General features: G+C 54.7%; 18 protein-coding genes. 7 read left to right on the forward strand and 11 right to left on the reverse strand.

The annotated features are described in order from the left end of the window. Window positions 1-10: 10 nt before the first annotated feature. The 5 genes from AC6I8N_RS24180 to AC6I8N_RS24200 all read right to left on the reverse strand — a co-directional run bounded on the left by AC6I8N_RS24180 (window position 11) and on the right by AC6I8N_RS24200 (window position 6,106). Window positions 11-1,147, reverse strand: coding sequence for a metallo-dependent hydrolase (locus tag AC6I8N_RS24180; RefSeq protein WP_497831201.1), 1,137 nt, complete (start codon window positions 1,145-1,147; stop codon window positions 11-13). A gap of 287 nt (window positions 1,148-1,434) precedes the next feature. After that, window positions 1,435-2,703 (reverse strand): histidine-type phosphatase, encoded by a 1,269-nt coding sequence (locus AC6I8N_RS24185; protein ID WP_497831202.1) that lies wholly within the window; start codon window positions 2,701-2,703, stop codon window positions 1,435-1,437. Window positions 2,704-2,726: 23 nt separating this feature from the next. After that, entirely contained in the window at window positions 2,727-4,085 is a 1,359-nt protein-coding gene (locus tag AC6I8N_RS24190; protein WP_497831356.1) for an MFS transporter, read from the reverse strand. Between the two features lie 106 nt (window positions 4,086-4,191). After that, window positions 4,192-5,001 (reverse strand): inositol monophosphatase family protein, encoded by an 810-nt coding sequence (locus tag AC6I8N_RS24195; protein WP_497831203.1) that lies wholly within the window; start codon window positions 4,999-5,001, stop codon window positions 4,192-4,194. Window positions 5,002-5,125: 124 nt separating this feature from the next. After that, a complete protein-coding gene (locus tag AC6I8N_RS24200) occupies window positions 5,126-6,106 on the reverse strand; it encodes a LacI family DNA-binding transcriptional regulator (RefSeq protein ID WP_497831204.1) in 981 nt (326 codons plus the stop codon). Window positions 6,107-6,363: 257 nt separating this feature from the next. Here AC6I8N_RS24200 and AC6I8N_RS24205 point away from each other — a divergent pair, with 257 nt between their 5' ends. After that, window positions 6,364-7,527, forward strand: coding sequence for an AAA family ATPase (locus tag AC6I8N_RS24205; RefSeq protein WP_497831205.1), 1,164 nt, complete (start codon window positions 6,364-6,366; stop codon window positions 7,525-7,527). A gap of 15 nt (window positions 7,528-7,542) precedes the next feature. Here the strand turns inward: AC6I8N_RS24205 and AC6I8N_RS24210 are convergent, their stop codons facing one another. Continuing rightward, a complete protein-coding gene (locus tag AC6I8N_RS24210; protein ID WP_021185540.1) occupies window positions 7,543-7,878 on the reverse strand; it encodes a hypothetical protein in 336 nt (111 codons plus the stop codon). 93 nt (window positions 7,879-7,971) lie between these two features. On the opposite strand from AC6I8N_RS24210, the gene AC6I8N_RS24215 reads away from it, so the two are divergent. After that, window positions 7,972-8,238, forward strand: coding sequence for a DksA/TraR family C4-type zinc finger protein (locus AC6I8N_RS24215; protein WP_497831206.1), 267 nt, complete (start codon window positions 7,972-7,974; stop codon window positions 8,236-8,238). Window positions 8,239-8,253: 15 nt separating this feature from the next. Here AC6I8N_RS24215 and sgrR read toward each other — a convergent pair whose 3' ends face one another. Next, a complete protein-coding gene (gene sgrR / locus AC6I8N_RS24220; RefSeq protein WP_497831207.1) occupies window positions 8,254-9,954 on the reverse strand; it encodes an HTH-type transcriptional regulator SgrR in 1,701 nt (566 codons plus the stop codon). 96 nt (window positions 9,955-10,050) lie between these two features. On the opposite strand from sgrR, the gene AC6I8N_RS24225 reads away from it, so the two are divergent. Next, window positions 10,051-10,872, forward strand: coding sequence for a shikimate 5-dehydrogenase (locus tag AC6I8N_RS24225; protein ID WP_497831208.1), 822 nt, complete (start codon window positions 10,051-10,053; stop codon window positions 10,870-10,872). Here AC6I8N_RS24225 and AC6I8N_RS24230 read toward each other — a convergent pair. Genes AC6I8N_RS24230 through AC6I8N_RS24245 form a run of 4 tightly spaced genes read right to left on the reverse strand, consistent with a single transcriptional unit; the run spans window position 10,869 to window position 14,217 of the window. Beyond that, window positions 10,869-11,171, reverse strand: a complete 303-nt coding sequence (locus tag AC6I8N_RS24230) for a PTS lactose/cellobiose transporter subunit IIA (RefSeq protein ID WP_036627274.1) — start codon at window positions 11,169-11,171, stop codon at window positions 10,869-10,871. The two genes, AC6I8N_RS24225 and AC6I8N_RS24230, sit on opposite strands and share 4 nt — an antisense overlap. Further along, window positions 11,171-12,562 (reverse strand): glycoside hydrolase family 1 protein, encoded by a 1,392-nt coding sequence (locus AC6I8N_RS24235; RefSeq protein WP_497831209.1) that lies wholly within the window; start codon window positions 12,560-12,562, stop codon window positions 11,171-11,173. The genes AC6I8N_RS24230 and AC6I8N_RS24235 overlap by 1 nt, the downstream gene beginning before the upstream one ends. Continuing rightward, complete coding sequence (locus tag AC6I8N_RS24240) at window positions 12,543-13,889, reverse strand: PTS sugar transporter subunit IIC (RefSeq protein ID WP_021185546.1); 1,347 nt, start codon at window positions 13,887-13,889, stop codon at window positions 12,543-12,545. Before AC6I8N_RS24240 ends, AC6I8N_RS24235 begins: the two co-directional genes overlap by 20 nt. Window positions 13,890-13,899: 10 nt before the next feature. Continuing rightward, entirely contained in the window at window positions 13,900-14,217 is a 318-nt protein-coding gene (locus AC6I8N_RS24245; protein WP_021185547.1) for a PTS sugar transporter subunit IIB, read from the reverse strand. Between the two features lie 335 nt (window positions 14,218-14,552). On the opposite strand from AC6I8N_RS24245, the gene AC6I8N_RS24250 reads away from it, so the two are divergent. The 4 genes from AC6I8N_RS24250 to AC6I8N_RS24265 all read left to right on the forward strand — a co-directional run bounded on the left by AC6I8N_RS24250 (window position 14,553) and on the right by AC6I8N_RS24265 (window position 20,544). Then, a complete protein-coding gene (locus AC6I8N_RS24250; protein ID WP_497831210.1) occupies window positions 14,553-15,494 on the forward strand; it encodes a LacI family DNA-binding transcriptional regulator in 942 nt (313 codons plus the stop codon). Between the two features lie 25 nt (window positions 15,495-15,519). Then, window positions 15,520-16,905: a M24 family metallopeptidase gene (locus tag AC6I8N_RS24255; protein ID WP_497831211.1), complete on the forward strand. Its 1,386-nt coding sequence runs from the start codon at window positions 15,520-15,522 to the stop codon at window positions 16,903-16,905. Window positions 16,906-17,254: 349 nt separating this feature from the next. Next, window positions 17,255-19,123 (forward strand): beta-glucoside-specific PTS transporter subunit IIABC, encoded by a 1,869-nt coding sequence (locus AC6I8N_RS24260; protein WP_497831357.1) that lies wholly within the window; start codon window positions 17,255-17,257, stop codon window positions 19,121-19,123. Further along, window positions 19,120-20,544, forward strand: a complete 1,425-nt coding sequence (locus tag AC6I8N_RS24265) for a glycoside hydrolase family 1 protein (protein ID WP_497831212.1) — start codon at window positions 19,120-19,122, stop codon at window positions 20,542-20,544. The genes AC6I8N_RS24260 and AC6I8N_RS24265 overlap by 4 nt, the downstream gene beginning before the upstream one ends. Window position 20,545 lies beyond the last annotated feature (1 nt).

The raw sequence follows: 20,545 nt of genomic DNA on the forward strand, positions 1-20,545 counted from the left end.
AGAGATGACCTCAGTAAAAGTCAGCAGCGCGCCACAAGGGAACGCCTGCTTTCAGGGTGAGTTGAGGCATCAGCAACTGGCTACCTGTCAGGGTATGCTGATGGACATCGGTAAAGGTAACCGAACGATTTTCAAGCCGAAAAAGCGCCACATCGGCATAACTGCCCGGCGCCAGGGTGCCTATCTGTTGTTGCATTCCCAGTAAGGCCGCAGGCCGGGCGGTACAGCGGGCAACCACCTGGTGCAGCGACAAACCCAGCGCAAGAAACTTCGACATCACCCAAGGCAAGCCATACACCGGTGCACGGTGTAACGTCATTGATGACAGATCGCTACTGATGATATCCGGCAGAAAATCATCCTCCACGGCACGCTGAGCCACCCGCTGGGAAAAATTATTGCGGCCATGAGCACAATCAAAGATCACCCCGCGCTGGCGTGCCAGGCGCGCCGCAGGCTTAACGCGCCCCTGTTCATCAAGCAATGTGTCCCCTTTCCCGTGGTAACAATGGGCGAACACATCCCCGGCACGGAATATCTCCAGCAGTTGTTCGGTAGTTTGCACCGGGTCAGTCATGTGCACGGCGACACGACAATTAAGCATCTCAGCCATCTCAACGGCACGTATCATCGGACGGGAACCCAGTTCACCGACAATGCCGCGTTCTTCTTTCAATTTTAGACCGAGCAGGACATCAGGATACTGGCGGAAAAGTTGCTGTAATCGGGGGAGGTCGAAATAAGCCGGATCGTGATTCTCTTCTTGCCAGAGCTGGCCTGCCGGGTACGCTGCGACATAAGCTTTAATACGCACCAGGCTACGGGGGATCTGGTCGCGCAGAAAGCTTTCGACATTGGCGCTCCCGGCAGAACCGGCATCAACCACGGTAGTGACACCAAGCGGCAGGGTGGCAAGATCGGGAGGTACGCTACTGTGGGTGCCGCCATAAAATACATGGGCGTGATAATCAATTAACCCGGGAAACGCATAGCAACCGGCAGCGTCGATAATCTCAGTCGTGCCGCTGACAGGCGTATCCTCCGGGGCAATGACATCATTCAGGATATGGATATCCTGACGGCATTCCGTTCCTCTGGCGGGATCAATAACAATGGCATTCTTAATTAACAGATGTTTTTCGGGCATAGGGACAGACCTTATTTGTGGTTATTCACCTTTTATTCCCTCTAAGCCTGGTGTTAAACACTGAATTAAGCATCGTTCATCTGCCCGGATTTAACGCCATCAGGAGCTGATTCTCTGTGAAAATACCCAATTTGATTTTAACTGCTTCACACTATTTTTTATTTTGTGAGCAATCCCGTGTTGACACAAAAAATAACAGATTTACATAAATTGACGCACAAAAAATAGCAAAATCGCTGCGTTAACATAGCAGCAGACCTCTCAGTCTGCTGCCACTCATCAAGGATTTACGGGTAACTCACCGGTGTGATTGCGCTCGGGTCGAGATGTTTACTCAATGTCTTGATTGCCGACTTCATCGGGCACAACGTACCGACGTCAGTGATACGGCAGTCGGCCTGACGCCACTCTTCACGCAGCAACGGATGAGCCTGGTCGACTGACTGTAAATGACGCAGGTCGTCCAGACTTTGTCCCTGAAAGAAGACATGGATAAACCGCTCACCACTTTGCGTGTCACGCCAGCGCTCAAAGACCAGACTGCTTCCCGGCGGAATATTGCCACGCGTATAGCCCGGCAGCGTCCAGCTGAAGCCCATCAGCGTGCGCACCATCGCGATATTGGTATCATGTGCAACCAGCAGCAACCAACGCGTATCCGGCATCGACGCCGGGGTATGATCCACCCCCTGCAACATGGCGTTCAGCAATATGGAACCCCGTTTCTGCGCGGTATAAAGCACGTCATTACTGAGATCATAATTGGCGGTCAGCAAGGGCAAGATCTCGGTTATCTGTGCAGCCGTTGTGATTTTCCCCCAGGCGAGCTGACTGAGCGGCAAATTTTCATTCCAGCCAAGCCGCAAGGTTTCCACCATATTAGCCAGCACGCTCAAACCCTCAACATAGGTTTTGCCACTTTTGCTTTGTTTAATTTGCCAGGGTTTATCAAAAAAAGAGCAGTCCGTTCCGGGAGCGCATACCGCGGCCTTCAGTGCGCTCACCGCAGGCTGCAATGCCTGTTGTCGTGCCGCCAGATCCCCCGCTTTGGCCTGTACCGCTGCCAACTGTGTTGCCGGTTCGGTGTTCGTCGCCGGAAACGCTTCGGTCTGGAACAACGGATCGTTCTCCTCCTTCACGCGGTGAATGGCAACACCACAACCGGGAAATGCCCCATCAACCAACGCCAGGGCTGTCGCCTGGGTACGTTGTAACGGACTGGCTCTGACATAGATATCCTGTGGCTGCGGGCAACCGGCGGTCAGTAAACCGAGCTGGCGATAGTGTTCACCTTCCCAGCGTCCTTTGTTTACCACCGCCGCATAACCATGTCCGGTCAGTTCACCGTCACGGGTGACCCAGGTTGTCCAGTGACGATGCGTGGCGGCCTCGATGTCCTTGCGGTTATCCGGCGTGGGTGGCCGGATGCCGTGGCGGCTGAGTTCCACCACTTTCTCCAGTTGATAATGTGCTGCTGCGTGGGTTTGCGTTGCGCATAACCACAGTGCTCCGGCGATGAACAGGCGTGCAGCGGCCTGATGTCTGCGTGGCATCATAATCTCTTCCTTTATTGAGGTAATTAAGATGAAAACAGGGTGCGGTGTTCGCTGGCGTTGCGTCTCGCCACCATCACAGCAGTGACAAAACACAACAACGCGGAAACAAGACCGGCTGCCACCCAAAACAGGGACAACGTGTGAAAATCGTAAAGTTTTTTGCCGTTTTCCATCACCGAGGTTTTATCGATGATAAAGCCGGTCAGGAACTCACCAAAACCCGCGCCAGCGTAGCTGACAATACCAATGGTGCCCAGCGCAGCGCCTGCTGCTTTGCGCGAGGAGATATCCACAGCGAGCAAACCGCCCAGAAAACAGGTCAGCGCGCCAATGGTGGCACCGAAGATCACCATCGACAGAATATCGGTGTAGTAGCTGTGTGGGGACCACAGCATCAAGGCAAAACCGGCGGTGTTAATCAGACTAATAAAACCCGCCATAATGCTGCGATTGCGGGCAAAGAAACGGTCTGATAACACGCCAGCGAGAATGGTGCCAACGATGCCGGCAATGGCATTTACACCAATAATGGCGGAGGCTTCGACGGTGGTGTACCCCTTGCCTTGTTGCAGGAAAAAGATGCCCCAGGAATTCACACCGTAGCGATCGATATACATAAATGCCGAAGCCAGCGCCAGCGTCCAGAGCGCCGGGTTGCGCAGCGCAATCAGTTGATTACGCAACACCGAACTTCTGGCTTCTTCTTCTTCAAGCGGTTCATCGCTGATGGTATTGATTGAGGGAAAGCCACTGCTCTGCGGCGAGTCACGCATAAACAACAGCATGATCACCACGCCTGCGGCACCCAGCGCCGCGGTGGAGAGATACCCCATATGCCAGCCGTAACCGGCAATAACCGCAGCAATCACCATGTAGGTCATGGCTTCGCCGATATTGTGCGCCGTTGACCAGATGGAATAGAAGGTGCCACGCTCCTTCGTCCCGTACCAACGTGCCAGCGACACGGCACATGGCCCGACCCCCATTGACTGTGCCCAGCCATTGATGCCCCAGAAAATCGCCAGCATCATGGCATTGGTGGTCATGCCCATCATCAAGTTCATGCCGGCACTGAGCAATAATCCCAGGCTCATAAAGCGCACCACGTTGGCATGATCCGCGAGAAACCCGTTCACAAACTTACCGATGGCATAACTAAAGAAGAGTGCAGAACCAATCATGCCCAATTCTGACGGTGAAATCCCTAAATCCACCAGCGCACTTTTGGCAACGGTAAAGGAAAGACGGCACACATAAAAGGTGACGTAAGCCAGTGTCATCGCCAGAAAGGTCTGCCAGCGCACCACGCGAAAACGGTTTTCATTAAAAGTTATGCCGTCTTTCGCCGGGCTGGCCCGGAAAAAGCTGAGTAATCCAGACATCATCGTATCTCCGTTGGGCGGAGGCGGTGCTGATTGATGTGTTTCATCCCTGAGAGCGTGTTCCCTGTTGTGTAGAGTACATAATCAGATGCCCTACCCGTGCAGGTTAAAGTAAGGGTTGTTTAACCCATTGTTTTAATTGTGGGTAAATCTTTTCACTTGCCAAAAGAACAACATTTCCGCGCGCGATCCCCTCCGCCGCCAGATAATCGTTGGTGATACCACCCGCCTCCCGCATTAACACGATCCCCGGTAATCCATCCCAGGGGTTCATATGCGGCTCGTAATACCCAATCAGACGACCCGCCGCAGCCCATGCGCTCATTAACGCACCAGATCCATTGCGCACGAACATGCCGCCATGTTGCAGAAGTTGGTCAAGAAACGGCAGGAAATCTTCGGTAGAAACGCGATGCGACGTGCCGACACCCATCACCCCACCCGCAACGGTGGTCGCCGGATGCGGCGAGATTTGCTGATCGTTCAGCCACGCGCCCTGCCCTTTGCAGGCATGGAACAGCTCGTGGTGATTGGGGTCATACACCACGCCGATCACCGGTTCGCCGTCAATAACGATGGCCAGCGAGAGACACCAGGTATGCAGGCCGTTGAGAAAACAGCTGGTGCCATCGATAGGGTCCACTACCCACAGCACCGATTTCCCCTCATCGGCCGTGCCGCTCTCTTCGCCGAGGAAACCATCGTTCGGAAATGCCTCCGCTATCCGCGATTTTACGAAGGACTCCACCTCACAATCGGCGCGGCTGACCACATCCTGCAAGTCGCTCCCTTTGTGCAGGGTTTGCAGGCTGTCACGCTGTTGATAGAACTCATACGCCAGTTTTCCACCTGACTCAGCAAGACTACAGGCGAAGCGATAGCGCGCCAAAAGCGAATCATTTTCACTGGTTAACATAACCTCTCCCTAAAATGCACACGCGTGCATTATGCGATAAAAAATTAGCCCCGAAGGGCAGAGAGAGTGTGGCGGCAGTCGGCAGATTATACTGTGACCGATGCCGCATAAAATTAATTTTCCATTAAGCACTGTTACGGATAATTAATTTCACTGGTACGGCACGCTGCCGTGAAGGGAGATCAAACTGTGCAATCCGTGTGATAAGAAGATCGACCGCATGGTGTGCCAGTGCGTCGGTATCCTGTTGAATTGTCGTGAGATGATAGGGATCCCATTCTGCCTGGGGTATATCATCGAACCCGATGACAGCGGGGAGTACCGTCCCATCATTAAGGGAACGAAGACCGTCAATTGCGCCCAGCGCCAGCATATCTGTGGCACAAATCAGCACATGGCAGCGACTCAGGGTGATGGCAGCGGCACGCCCTGCCGCATAACCACCACCCGCGATAAATTGTGGGGTGATGTTAAAATCAGGGGCGGCTAACACCAGCGACTGATAACGCTCGCGAGTACTGAAATTCGACGCATCTTCTCCAATAAACCCCACTTCCTGCCAGCCTCGTTGCCGACAGTAATCCGCCAGCAGCTGCATTCCCTGCGCATTATCGCTGGCAACACGATCGCAACCTTGCAGATTGGCATCACGGTTAATCAGGGTGACCGGGATTTTGCGCGCCAGATACTCCTCCGCCAGGGAGAGTGGCGGCGCACCTGAAGTAATAATCACCCCCGCCACATGATAACTCAGCAGTTGTTTCAGCGAAGGCGCCAGCTGTTCGGGATCGTCGGCGTTCATCAGCAACGGCATAAACCCCTGCAACGCCAACTGATGCACCAGCGGCGAAAGCAGCTTACTGCGGAAAGGGTTGTCAAAACCGGAGGTAATAATACCGATGAAATTGCTGCTCCCGGTATTCATCGTGCGAGCGATAATGTTGACCTGATAGCCCAATTGTTCAGCGGCCTGTAATACTTTGGCGCGCGTTTTTTCCGCAACGGATGCCCCGGGAGTAAAGGTACGTGACACCGCAGAACGTGAAACACCCGCCAGACGGGCCACATCTTCGGCCTTCACCCAGTTTTTATTTTTCTCACTCATGCTGAGTCTTCACTGTGGTCATCCCTTTTTGTGGAGAAACATTCACATTATCAAATCTGTGAGGCGTTGCAATCTCATGCATCCGTCGCCATGCGGGAATTTCATATTGAAATATGCGAATTAATTTAATAACTATCAATAAATTATATTTTCCAGTGCATGGGAAAAATCTCGTATTTTTCCCTGTTGTTAGCCGTTAAGGTTGTGAATCGGCAGTGGACGTTGTTTACTGAGGCAATCAAGGGAGGGACCAACCTATGTTAACCTGCTTTTCCATCGCCAATTATCGATCCATCCGCGATCTGACCTTGCCGCTGGAACGCTTGAATGTGATTACCGGCGAGAATGGCAGCGGTAAATCAAACCTCTACAAGGCGCTGCGCCTGCTGGCCGAGACAGCCAAAGAGGGGGTGATCAATGCGCTGGCAGAAGAAGGCGGGCTGACCTCAACCTACTGGGCAGGTCCGGAAACGCTGTCGCGCAGTATGAAACGTGGTGATGTGCCAATCGAAGGTGGGCCACGCCATCATGTGGTGCGCCTTAAGCTGGGCTTTGCCAGTGACCATTATGGTTATGCGATTAGCCTGGGCTTGCCGACCCCGAGTTCATCAGCCTTTGCTCATGACCCGGAGATCAAGCGAGAGGTTATTTTTAATGGTCCGTACTACCGCCCGGCTTCCTCATTAGTCGAGCGAAAAGGTAATCTGCTTAAAGTCCGCGCAGACAGACAATGGCAGGTCGCCACACAGAAAGTACCGGTCTACGGCAGCATGTTCGACCAACTGGCCGATCCCACCACTGCGCCTGAGGTTTTCCAGGTGCGTGAAATGATACGCAACTGGCGTTTCTACGATCATTTCCGTACCGATAAAGACGCCCCTGCACGCCAGGTGCAACTGTTAACGCGCACCCCGGTTCTGCACCATGACGGCAGAGACCTGGCATCAGCAATTCAAACCATTATTGAAACCGGCGATCGCCAGGCGCTTGCCCGTGCAATTAACGATGCTTTTCCTGGCAGTCGGCTGGAGGTCATGCAGCCAGGCGAGGGACGAGGTGCGATCGCTTTCTACCAACATGGTCTGCTACGTCCTCTTTCGGCCGCCGAACTCTCCGACGGTACGCTGCGGTTTATTCTTTGGGTTGCCGCCTTGCTGACGCCACGCCCACCCGAATTGATGGTGCTGAACGAACCTGAAACCAGCCTGCATCCGGACCTGCTGCCTGCACTGGCGCGCTTAATTCTTCAGGCTTCGCAACATACGCAAATTTGGGTAATCTCTCACGCCAGCCGTCTGGTTAATGCGCTGATGCAAGACTCAGAATGTCACCTGATTGAGCTGGAAAAGGAGCTGGGGCAAACGCAGATTAAAGGACAGGATATTCTCGACGTACCCGCCTGGCATTGGCCTGATGAGTGATGTCACACCGTCACGTCAGGTAAACGTCATTGCCCAGGTGATCACCCCAGCCACTACCGTGGTGAAGGTCAGTGCGACGAGGAAAAGAATATCGACCATTTTTTCCAGCCGGTGATTGCGCCGCTGGTTGCGGGTGCGTAGCGCCCAGTAAGACATGATGGTGGTCGCCAGATAAAGAATGGCATTGATGGCGAGCAGATCATCGCCAAGCGTATCTTCACGTCTCAGGGTGGTCACAACCTGAAAAATACCGATAACCGTAATACAAACGCCGACCATCGCCGCCGACGCCATAAAGATATGCACACAAATATCTTCATCCAGCCTGTTACTGATTTTGGGTTTGATCATCAGCATCACCTTAAAAAGAGCAACGTTCGATTTCTCAAATAGTGGTGATTCACTCTAACCTTATAAGGTTAACTCAGACTGAGGAGAGAGAATATGGCTAGCGGCTGGTCTGGTGATGGCGCCGTTCAGGATCAGATTGACGCCACTGTTGATGATGCCGTTGCCCGGGCACGGAGTCATCTGGGTCTGGGTGAAAGCGCCCACTATTGCGACGAATGTGGTGAGCCGATTCCCGAGGCTCGACGGCTGGCATTACCTGGGGTTCGCTACTGTATCAAATGCCAGAGCGAGAGAGACAAACATGAGGCCAGCCACAGCGGGTACAACCGTCGCGGCAGTAAAGACAGCCAACTGAGATAGCCTCTCAGGGCAGCGTTATTCCGGTTCTATCCAGGTTGAAGTAAAGTCGAACCAGCCCAGATTATTAAAATGCATCCCCTGTGCCTGCTCTGGCCCCTGCAAACGCATCCAGTGGTGAAACAATGGCTGCAACCACCCTTCCCTGATAATGATCTCCGTCAGTTGCCTGGCAGGGAGTACACCCGCACGCCACTGCTGCTGCCAGTGGGAAAATAAATGCTCATCGCCACCAGAAATGGAGGTTTTTAATAATGGCATACCGGTCAGCCAGGCACCGACATTCCAGGCCTCCGGCAAGGTAAAATTCACTGTACCTAACCATAAATCCGCGTCACCGGTGCCTGCCGCCCAGGCTTCATAGGGCATTTCAATCGCCTCAACGTCAACACCACTGGCTGCCAGAATCTGCTGACATGCCCGAATTAACACGGGAAATTCCCAGTGTTGATGGTGGTACGCCAGCCGCAGGCGTTGAAGGTCGGGAGTGCGCATTCCTCCTTTTGCAATCTGATGCGACCAGTCGGAAAGCAAGCTCTCTGCGGGTAGCCACAGCGCCCGGACCGTTTCCGGCATCTGTTGCCTGATGGCTTGCGGTGCCAATTGCGCCCGAATCCAGCGTCGGTGTGCAGGGTTATGCCACAGGGGCGAACGGCTGTCGCACAGCAAAAAGTAGCCGCCGCGCTCCAGTACCGGCTCTTCCGCTGACGCGGTAAAGTGCGCACCCAGCGCGGCGACGTACTCGATATCGCTCATCCCGGAACTCAGCAACGCCGAAGGTCGGTCGGAAGGGACGGGTTCCAGGCAGGTAATGATATCAATTTCGTCCAACAGGCTGCGAAAGCCAAAGTAGCGATCAAACGCGGTCAGGCGCAGGTGCCATTCGTTATTTTCCGCGACCTGATAAGGCCCGGAACCGACAGGGTGCGAGGCAAAATCAGGCCGCTGGTGATGGTCGGCGGGCAGAATCAATGCGGCGGCATCCGCCAACAATTGTGGCAACAACTCATCCGGGTGGCTCAGTTCAATCATGACGCTCAGCTCACCCTGCGCCAGCACGCTTTTAAGATGAGAAAAAAGTGGGGATTGCGCGCTGCGGGTCAGAGAAGCCACCACATCGTGGCTGGTTAATGACGTGCCATCGTGAAACAGCACTCCGGGACGCAGGTAGAATCGCCAGTGCAGCGCATCAAGCCTGCGCCAACGGTGCGCGATATCCTGCTCAACCTGCCCGGAGTGCTCATCAATACGTGTCAGCCCGCTAAATATCTGCCGGATCAGGTGAATTTCCGTACGCCGCAACGCCGTTCCGGGATAGAGATTTTGCAGAGATCGATAATAAGGCACACGCAGCGACTGGCGTTCATCCTGCACGCTGTGGCCCAGGCGACCGCGCAGCAGGGAGGCCAGATGGTGTTTCTCATCACCCAATAATGTCAGGACACCACGCATATCGTTCAGATCCAGCAGGCGTTCGGCCTTTGCCAGCATCAGTTGCTGTTGTGAATAGCGTAGCTCCAGTTTTGCCAGATGCCCGCGACCGGGGCGGGCATGCCAGGCCAGCCACCCGGCAGATTGCATCTGGATAATCAGGGTGCGCATATGTCGTTTGCTGCAAAACAGCGCATCAGCGAGGGTTTGCAGCGTGGTCAGTGCCTCGCGCTGCGGAAACAGGGTTAACAACTTTTGATAATGCTGCTCAAGACGTTGGCTACTCATAAAAGATGAACTCTATAGCGCAAAAGACATCAATTTTTCATTTCCTCTTTTTAACGCACTATTTTCCCGCAGGCAATCTAACCGACGGGAACCCCCATGAGCAGAATGATCAACAAAGACACCCGCATATGTATGTCACTGGCGGCGCGACCAACCAACTTCGGTACCCGCTTCCACAATTACCTCTACGAGGCGCTGGAACTCGATTATTTGTATAAAGCGTTCACCACTCAGGACCTGGCGGCGGCCATCGCGGGTATCAGAGCGTTGGGGATTCGGGGATGTGGGGTATCGATGCCGTTTAAGCAGGCGTGCATTCCGCTGATTGACGAGCTGGCCCCCTCCGCCGCCGTGATTCACTCCGTGAATACCATCGTCAATAACGACGGCTATCTGACCGGCTACAACACCGACTATATCGCCATCGAAAAATTGCTACAGAAATACGATGTTGCGCCGCAACTGACCTTTGCCCTGCAAGGCAGCGGCGGCATGGCCAGCGCCGTCGCCTGTGCGTTAAAAAATCACGGATTTCACCACGGCTACATCATCGCCAGAGATGACAAGAGCGGCAAAGCCCTGGCGGCGGCGCACGGCTATCAGCACCGCCATACGATGGAAGGAGTGACGGCTGACGTGTTGATCAATGCCACGCCTCTGGGAATGGCGGGTGGTCCGGAGGCGGAGACGCTGGCGTTCTCATCCACGGCGATTACGGCCGCTCAGGTGGTGTTTGATGTTGTGGCGCTGCCGGAACACACACCGCTGATCCGTTCTGCCCGTGAGCAGAACAAAAAGGTGATCAGCGGTGCGGAGGTTTTTGCCATTCAGGCGGTTGAGCAATTCAGCCTGTATACCGGTGTTCGTCCTTCCGATGAACACTTCCGTCAGGCCGCTGCTTGGGCAAGGCAGGTTTAACGCTGATACAGATGGACGATCTCCGCCGATAACTCCCGCGCCAGCAACGATGTCATTAAATGGTCCTGCGCATGGACCATAATCAAGGTCATGGGCTGGCGACCTTCTCCCGCATCCTGCTCAATCAGGCGGGTTTGCATTTTATGTGCCTGGCGGGTGAAGGTATCGGACTGCTGCAACAGCTGTTGCGCCAGGGCAATATCTCCCGCCCTGGCAGCCTGCAACGCCTCAAAGCACAGGCTGCGTGCCTGACCGGCGTTAACGATAATCTCCATCACCGCCTCTTCTAAATCGATCATCATTGCTCTCCGTCAAAGCCGTTATTTGCCGCCGTGGCAGCAAACCATTCGCCGCTTTTTTTCACGCTGCGCGTCTGGCTGGCGAGATCGAGCTGTACAAAACCGTAGCGGTTTTTGTAGCCGTTACACCAGGACCAGTTATCAATAAAGGTCCACATGTGGTAGCCAAGGCAGTGGCTGCCCTCGGCAATGCCTTTGTGCAGCCACTTCAGGTGATCGGAGATAAAATCGATACGGTATTGGTCGTTAATCTGCCCGTCTCGCGCAAAACGCTGCTCGTTTTCCACCCCCATGCCATTCTCGGAAATAAAACAGCGTGGGTTGCCGTAATTCACTCGCAGATTGGTGAGAATGTCATAGATGCCCGGCGGGTAGATTTCCCAGCCACGATACGGATTCATGGTGCGTCCCGGCATTTCATAATGGTCAAAGAACCACTCCGGCATAAAGGGGGCCGCCGGGTTGACCGCATTTTCGCGGCATTTAACCCGCCGAGGTTGATAGTAATTGATACCCAACAGATCGATTTTTCCTGCCGCGATCAGGGCGCTGTCCCCCGGCAGGCACGCCGGTAATTGGTCGTACTGCTTCAGCAACGCCACCAGATCTGGCGGATACTCCCCCAGCAGCACCGGATCGAGAAAGCTGCGATTAAACAGCAGATCAGCATGATGCGCGGCGGTAAGGTCGGCAGCGTGTTGAGAACGGGGGTACGACGGTGTCAGGTTAAGAATCACGCCGATCTCGCCGCGATAGTCCCCGGCGCGATACGCACTCACCGCCGCAGCGTGGGCCAGTACGGTGTGATACGCCACCGTGGCGGCCCGGCGAAAATCGACCACATTGGGATAGTGGAAATCATAAAGATAGCCACCTTCCACCGGCACGATCGGCTCGTTAAAGGTGAACCAGTGCAGCACCCGATCGCCGAACAGGTCAAAACAGACCTGCGCATAGCGACCAAACGCTGCCACCACGTCACGGCTCTCCCAACCGCCTTTCTCCTGCATCGCCAGCGGCATATCGAAATGAAACAACGTCAGGAACGGCGTGATGCCCTGCGCCAGTAATTCATCAATCACGCAGTTGTAAAACGCCACCGCTTCCGCATTTACCTCACCCGTGCCATCCGGTATCAGCCGCGACCAACTGATGGAGGTACGAAAACTGTTGTGATTAAGTTGCTTAAGTAAGGCAATATCCTGCTGCCAGTGCTGGTAAAAGGTCGAGGTGTGCTGTGGCCCGACCTGCTGATGAAAACGCCACGGTTGTTGTGCAAACCAGTGGTCCCAGGTAGTGGCGCTTTTTCCGCCGCTATCGCTGGCACCTTCTGTTTGCAGGGCCGAACTGGCACTGCCCCACCAAAAATTCTCAGGAAACTGATACTTCATTACGTTTCTCTCCGGATTGAGTTGTCGCCGCCTGTTCCTGGGCTTTTTGTTCTTCAGATTTCATCAGGGAACGCTCATACGCACGCAGGAAAGGCAGGTACATCAGGGCTGACATCACCATGCAAATCAGGCACATCACCACCGGGCTGATCGCCCAGTTGGCGGCCCAGGATGCACCAATTGGCGCCGGTGTTGTCCAGGGCGTGAGCGACACCACCTGGGCCAGCCAGCCCATCCTGGTGGCGGTCCAGGCGAGGATGGCGTTAACCATCGGTACACAGACAAAGGGGATAAACATCATCGGATTCATAATGATCGGCGCGCCGAACATTATCGGTTCATTGATGTTGAAGAAGCTCGGCACGATACCCATTTTGCCAATGGTGCGCAGATGGGTGGTGCGGCTGCGTAACAGCAGGAAAGCCAGCGGTAAGGTGGAACCCACACCCCCGATCAACAGGTAATGATCCCAGAACCCCTGAAGGTAGATGTGCGGCAAAGCGGTGCCCGCCGCCAGCGCCGCCTGGTTAGCGGAGAGGTTAGCCATCCAGAATGGGTTCATAATCCCGGTGACGATCAACGCCCCGTGAATCCCGGCAAACCAGAACAACTGACAAAGCAGCACCGACAACAAGATCGCTGGCAGCGAGTCAGACGCCGACACCAGTGGCTCAAGCAGATGCATAATCGCTTCGGGAATAATCATCCCGGTCTGCGCCTGGATAAACAGATTGAGCGGGTGCAGCGTGCCAATGATCACCACCACCGGGATCAGGATTTCAAAAGAACGAGCCACACCGGTTGGGACTTCTTTGGGTAAGCGGATGGTGATGTTGTTGTGCTTCAGCCAGGCGTAAACCCGCGTCGAATAAATCGCGGTGATCAACGCGGTAAATATCCCCTGCCCGGATAAATAGGCTGTGGAGATAGTGCCGTTGGAGTAAGGTGCGGCCACCAGCAGAAACGCCATAAAGGCCAGCAACCCCGACATTACCGGATCGAGCGAGAACTGCCGCCCGAGGCTTGCGCCAATCCCCACCGAGATAAAAAAGGTCATGACCCCCATGCTGAGGTAAAACGGCAACATCAGTTGCTCACGGTAAGTCGCGGAAAAATCCAGCCAGGCACGGGCAAAGCCGTTGGTGGTGGTGGCCGAGAATGGCGGGAAGATAAATACCAGCATGAAAGAACCGATAATCATAAACGGCAGCGCGGCAGTAAAGCCGTCGCGGATCGCTATGATGTATTTCTGTTGCCCGAGACGTCCGGCCAGCGGCGTGATCGCTTTTTCGATAACGCCAATCATCGACTGATATAACGAACTCATACCATCACCTTTATTCGTGAGCCGCCTCAATAAGCGAAAGCGCGAAATCCAGCACTTTGTCGCCGCGCTGCATACCGTAGTCCATCATCTCGATTGGCTGGACAGGGATCCCGGCGCTTGCCGCTTTGTCGGCCAGCGTTTTCAGCATGTATTTCACCTGAGGTCCCAGCAGCACCACCTGATAACGCGCAAACTGCTCGTCAAATTCGGTCACGCCATACGCATCAATTTCAACGGCCAGACCGCGTTCCTGCGCCACTTCTTTCATTTTGCGTACCAGCATGCTGGTGGACATCCCCGCCGAACAACACAACATAATCCTGATCATCGTCATCCATCCTTCAAAGCTATGCCTCAATGTGGTTACGATTGGATATCATACGGAAACCGGTTTCCATGAAAGGTTGAACGAAGTGTGACCCGCATCAATTTCTGATAAATCGGCGGTTTTTTTATTAGATTCGCATCACAAAACATCATTATTTCAACCCGTAACGGCGCGATTTATCGCACGTCATTTTGGCATAGTTAAAAAACCTCGCGATAAATCGCGCCGCTACGGGATGGTGATTTTGCGCAAAAATGGAAAACCGGTTTCCAACAATCAGGGAAGTCGTTATACTTCTGCTGGCTAAAGTTTGCTCAGGGTTTCCGGGGAGAAAGATGTCTACGATCAACGATGTATCGCGCTTAGCTGGGGTGTCAAAAGCCACAGTTTCTCGGGTGTTGAGTGGTTCGCGCGGAGTGAAGGAAGCCAGCCGTCAGGCAGTGCTCAAAGCGGTTGACGAACTCAAGTATCGACCTAACGTTATTGCTCAGTCACTCTTCAGTCAGTCTACCGGTTGTATTGGCGTCATCTGCGCCCAGGAAAACATCAACCAAACTACCGGCTACCTGTATGCGCTGGAAAAACAACTCAGCCAGCACCAGAAGCATCTTCTGTTACGCTTCGCCAACAACAAAGCCGATGTGTTACATGCGCTCGATGAACTGAGCTGTGGCTTGTGCGATGACGTGCTGATCATTGGCGCGCGCTTCCCGCTCGATATCCAGGATGACAATGTGATTCTGGTCGATTGTGCCGAAACTGACTGGCCCAACAGCATCCAGTTTGACCACGGTTTTGCCGCTGAGACCGCCTGTAACTATCTGATCAGCCAAGGTAAGCGCCAGATTGCTTTGATCTATCCCGAGGCCGGTAACGCAGGCGAGCAGGTACTGAGTGGTTATAAGCTCGCACTGGAAAATAACCTCCTGCCCTATAATCGTAATCTGGTGTTTATGGATGCGCCCTCTTCATCGGTCGCGCTTCAGGTGCTGCTCAACAATGCCAGTACCCTGAATTTTACTGCGTTGTTGACGGCCAACGACCAGGAAGCACAACAGGTTATTACCCAGCTACAGGCCTTTAATAAATCGGTGCCGGGCGACATTATGGTGTTCAGCCTGGCCGGTTCAGTCCATTTACCGGGCATTCCCACCATTCCGGCCATTGAGTATTCACTGGATGCGATGGCAGCCAGAATTGTCGGTTGGCTGACGAGAAAGACGCAAGATATGTTGGGTTCCTGTACGTTACGCGGAAACTTAATCATTCCGCGCTGACACCACCGGAGTGAGGAGACGAATAATGACGCAGCAGTATGAATACAGGCTCACCCGCATACCGGCACCGCCGACGTTTACGGATGCGCGCTCCGTAATCATCCCGGATGCCGTGATGCAGCAACGTCTCGCTGCACTCCTTCAGCGCATGAACGCACAACAACTGGATTACCTGGTCATTTACGCGGATAAAGAACATGGCGGAAACTTTGAGTATCTCGCCGGTTTTATCCCACGTTTTGAGGAAGCCCTGCTGGTGGTCAGCGCGGGCGGCTCTCTCAGCTACATCATGGGCAATGAGAACCTCAAGCTGGTGCCGTTTGCCCGCAACCCCGGCACCTGCCTGCACGCCCCGATTTTCTCCCTGCCAAATCAACCGATGGATGGCGACCAACCGCTACACAAGCTGCTGGCAAGCTGTGGTATCGGCACCACGAGTCGCACCGGGATCGTCGGTTGGAAATTGTTCGCCGATCTCGCGCTGTTTGATGTCCCGGCATTTGTCGCCGATGCGATATTTCAGGCTTCCGGTGGCAAACAACGTGTCAGCAACGCGACCGGGTTGTTTATCTCCCCGCACGACGGGGTGCGTATCCGTAACCGCGCGGCTGAAGTCGCCTTCTATGAATACGGTGCCAATCTGGCATCGGGCAGCCTGCTCAACGCACTGGATGCGGTGGAAATCGGCCTGAGTGAAAAAGCCATTGGACAACGGCTGGCCGCCGCAGGACAACCGAACAACGTCATCAGCATCGCCGCCACCGGTGACCGTTTCAGCCATGCCACTCTTTATCCCCGCGACAAATTGATTGCGCTGGGCGACCGCTTTTCCCTGACGGTCGGTTACAAAGGCGGGCTGAGCAGCAGAGCCGCGTATGTGGCGACCTGCGCTGACGATCTCCCTGCGCAAGTGGCGGATTACCTCACACGCGTGGCGGTGCCCTACTACCACACGGTGATCAGTTGGCTGGAGCGTCTCAAATGCGGCATCACCGGTGGTGAACTGTATCAGACGGTAGAAAATGTGTTGCCGAAGGAGCGCTGGCACTGGCATCTGAATCCTGGGCATCTGGTGGCCGATGAAGAGTGGCTGTGCTCGCCCGTCAGTGCAGGGTCCAGCGCGGTGTTAAGCAGTGGCATGTTATTGCAGATCGATATCATCCCTTCAGTGCCGGGTTACGCAGGATGCAGCATCGAAGATACGGTGGCGCTGGCAGATGCACAGCTGCAACAAGAGATTACGGCGAGCTACCCGCAGGTCTGGCAGCGGATGCAGGCACGGCGGCGCTATGTCGAACAGGTGCTGCATATCAGGCTGCATCAGGATGTGTTGTTGCTGTCGAATACAGTAGGTTATTTGCGCCCCTGGCTGCTGGATAAGACTCAGGCGCTGGTGAAGGCGGCAACCTGAATCCGAACGATTTTCCTATTACCCACACCGTTTGCGGTGAGCGTTGTTAGCCGCAGACGTGCGCTACCCCGTCTGAATTATCATATTTTCATATAGATGAAGGTGATTTCTCGGTGATCTCCTGTCTGATGCGCTGAGAAATAATTGCGCAGCTTCACAATTTTTATTATTAGTAATTGCCAATGTTGCAGAGCGTGCTGAATACTCCCGCCGCAACATCCACATACGTTTTATTGCGGCGTGCTACTGCTTCGGCAGGCAAGACCAAAATAAAAATGCCAGCTCCAGTCTTTTCTGGAGTGCATTTTTGTTTTGGTCTTTTTTTTTGCCTTAACGAAAAGGGAAAATGATGAGTCATAACGAGTTAGCTGATGAAATCCTGCGTCTGGTCAACGGAGGCGAAAACATCCGTACCCTGACGCACTGCGCCACCCGACTGCGGATGGAGTTCAACGATCGTGCTGCGGTCAACAGCGAGCAGATTGAAAAATTACCCGGCGTGATCAGCGTGGTGGAACGCGGTGGACAGTTCCAGATTGTGGTGGGTAACGATGTACAACGGGTATTCCGCGTACTGGAAAAAGCCACCAGCGGCAACAAACCCACGACCACGCCCCAGGCCAAACAAGAGCGTAGCGGTATCGTTTCTCAAATCATCAGCGTGATCTCCACCACCTTCACCCCGGTGATCCCGGCGATTACCGGGGCTGGGATGATTAAAGCGCTGCTGGCGATCTGTAAACTCACCGGCGTGATGAACGAGAGCAGCCCAACGTGGCAGTTGCTGAATATCATCTCCGACGCAGCGTTTTTCTTCCTGCCGGTACTGCTTGCCTATGGCGCGGCATTGAAATTCGAATGTAACGCGATTCTGGCGATGACCATTGCCGGCGCGCTGCTGCATCCGGATCTGGGTAAAATGCTCGCCAGCGGCAAGCCGGTGGATTTCCTCGGTTTGCCGTTCCAGCTGGCGGATTATGCCGGTTCGGTACTGCCCATCATCCTTACCGTCTGGTTGATGTCGTACATCGAACGTTTTGCTGAACGTGTCTCACCGTCAATCATCAAGTTTTTCGTCAAACCGATGATTATCCTGCTGGTCACCGCACCGCTGGCGCTGGTGGTGGTCGGCCCGCTGGGCATCTGGCTGAATGATGTCGTTGCCTCCGGCGCGGTGATTATTGACCGTCATGCCAGTTGGCTGATCCCGATGCTGATGGGTGGCTTGCAACCGTTCCTGGTGATCACCGGCACCGCCTGGGCGATGACGCCAATCGCCACCGGTCAACTGAGCAAGAACGGTTTTGAAATGATTAACGGCCCTGGCATGCTGGCTTCTAACATCGCCCAAGGCGCAGCGACCCTTTGCGTGGCGCTGAAAACCCGCAACAAAAACCTGCGTCAGCTCGCGTCTTCCGCTGGCTTCACCGCGTTGCTGGGCATTACCGAACCTTCGCTGTATGGCGTGACCCTTAAGTTAAAACGACCGCTGATCGCGGCGATGATTGGTGGCGGCTGTGCCGGTATCTATGCCGGGTTAAGTGGCCTGGTCCGTTATGCGTTCGTCTCCCCCGGACTGGCCGCCCTGCCTGCCTTTATTGGGGCTAACCCGATGAACATCGTTCATGCCTTGATCACCTGTGTGATTGCGATCGTGGTCACCTTCGCCCTCACCTGGATACTGGGTTTTGACGATATCCCTGATGGCGACACTCAGCCCCTCAAAGCCGCACCGGCACCGGTAAACCTGAAGCCCGGTACCATCATCAGCCCGTTGCGCGGCGAGATGGTGCCATTAGCTGAAGTCAAAGATGATGTGTTCTCCCACGGCCTGCTGGGCCAGGGCGTGGCGATCCGTCCCGAGGAAGGTGTGTTGCGCGCTCCGGTGAGCGGCAAAGTGATGACCTTCCTGCCCTCCTGCCATGCCGTAGGCCTGATGAGCCACGATGGTATGGAAGTGTTGGTGCATATCGGTCTGGATACCGTGGCGCTGGGCGGTCAGCATTTCAGTTCGTCCTTAGAGGTGGGCGATGAAGTTCAAGCGGGGGATGAGCTGGTACGTTTCGATCTGGCAGCGATTGCAGCCGCCGGTTATGACCTGATCACGCCGGTGGTGATCATTAACAGCGATGAATATGCCGTCACCACGGCCCCTGCCGCACCGGTCGATTTCGGCCAGCCGATTATGGAACTCAGTCTCAGGGAGCAGGCCGCATGATTTATCAGACACAAGCCGCGTTTCCTGACGGTTTTCTGTGGGGTGCCTCTACCTCGGCTTATCAGGTGGAAGGCAGTTGGGACAGTGACGGCAAAGGCCCGTCGGTGGTGGATATGCTGACCCATCCGGCGGGCAAAGCGGATTTCACCGTCGCCAGCGACCATTATCAACGTATGGAAAGCGATGTGGCGTTGTTTTCCCAGCTTGGCCTGAAAGCCTACCGCTTCTCCATTGCCTGGTCGCGGGTGATCCCCGACGGCGATGGTAACGTTAATCAGGCGGGCCTGAATTTTTATCGTCGCCTGGTGGATACCCTGTGCGCGCACGGCATTGAACCGATCGTCACGCTGTACCATTTCGACCTGCCCTGGGCGCTCGAGCAGAAAGGCGGCTGGCTGAATCGTCACACCATCGACGCCTTTGTGCGCTATGCCGATGTGCTGTTCCTTGCGTTAGGCAACAAGGTGCGTTTCTGGCTGACGATTAATGAGCAGAACACCATGATTCTGCATCCCGGCGCCATTGGCACACCGCCGGGGCGCGAGTTACCGGATAAAAAATCACTCTATCAGCAAAGCCATCATATGTTGGTGGCGCAGGCACAGGTGATGCAGCGCTGTCATCAACGACTGCCCGAGGCGAAAATCGGTCCGGCGATCAACACCACCTCAATGTACGCCGCCACCTGTCGCCCGGAGGACGCCATCGCCGCGCACAACTGGGAAACGCTGCGTTGCTGGAGCTTTCTCGATGTCGCGGTACATGGCCGCTATAACGCCCTGGCCCTGCGTTATTTGCAGGACCGTGACCTTGCGCCACAGATGCTGCCGCAGGATACGGCGCAACTGGCGGCGGCACGCCCGGATTTTGTCGCCATCAATTACTACTCCACCGCCACCATCGCCGCCAGCCGCGGTGATGCCTCCGATGTTGCGCCGCGCGCCGGCGATCAGCAGATTATGTTAGGTGAACCCGGCGTATACCGGCCAGAGGAGAATCCTTATACCGCCAAAACCCCGTATGGCTGGGTGATTGATCCAGTTGGATTACGTTTAACGCTGCGCAAGGTCTGCGAACGCTATGGCCTGCCGGTGATGATCACCGAAAACGGCATCGGTGCGCCTGACACCCTGGCGGCCGACGGCACAGTCGATGATGGCTACCGCATCGATTTTCTGCGTCAGCATATTGAGCAAATTCAACTGGCGCTGGCCGACGGCGTTGAGGTCATCGGTTATTTCCCGTGGTCAGCGATTGATGTGGTTAGCACCCATCAGGGCTATGCGAAACGCTATGGTTTCATTTATGTTAATCGCCACGAGCAGACGCTGAACGATCTACGGCGCATACCCAAACGCAGTTTTTACTGGTACCAGCAGGTGATCGCCAGTAACGGACACCAATTACAGGACACCCGTTAGC

This window comes from Pantoea sp. X-Soil-TKNS-1279 (genome assembly GCF_059730565.1).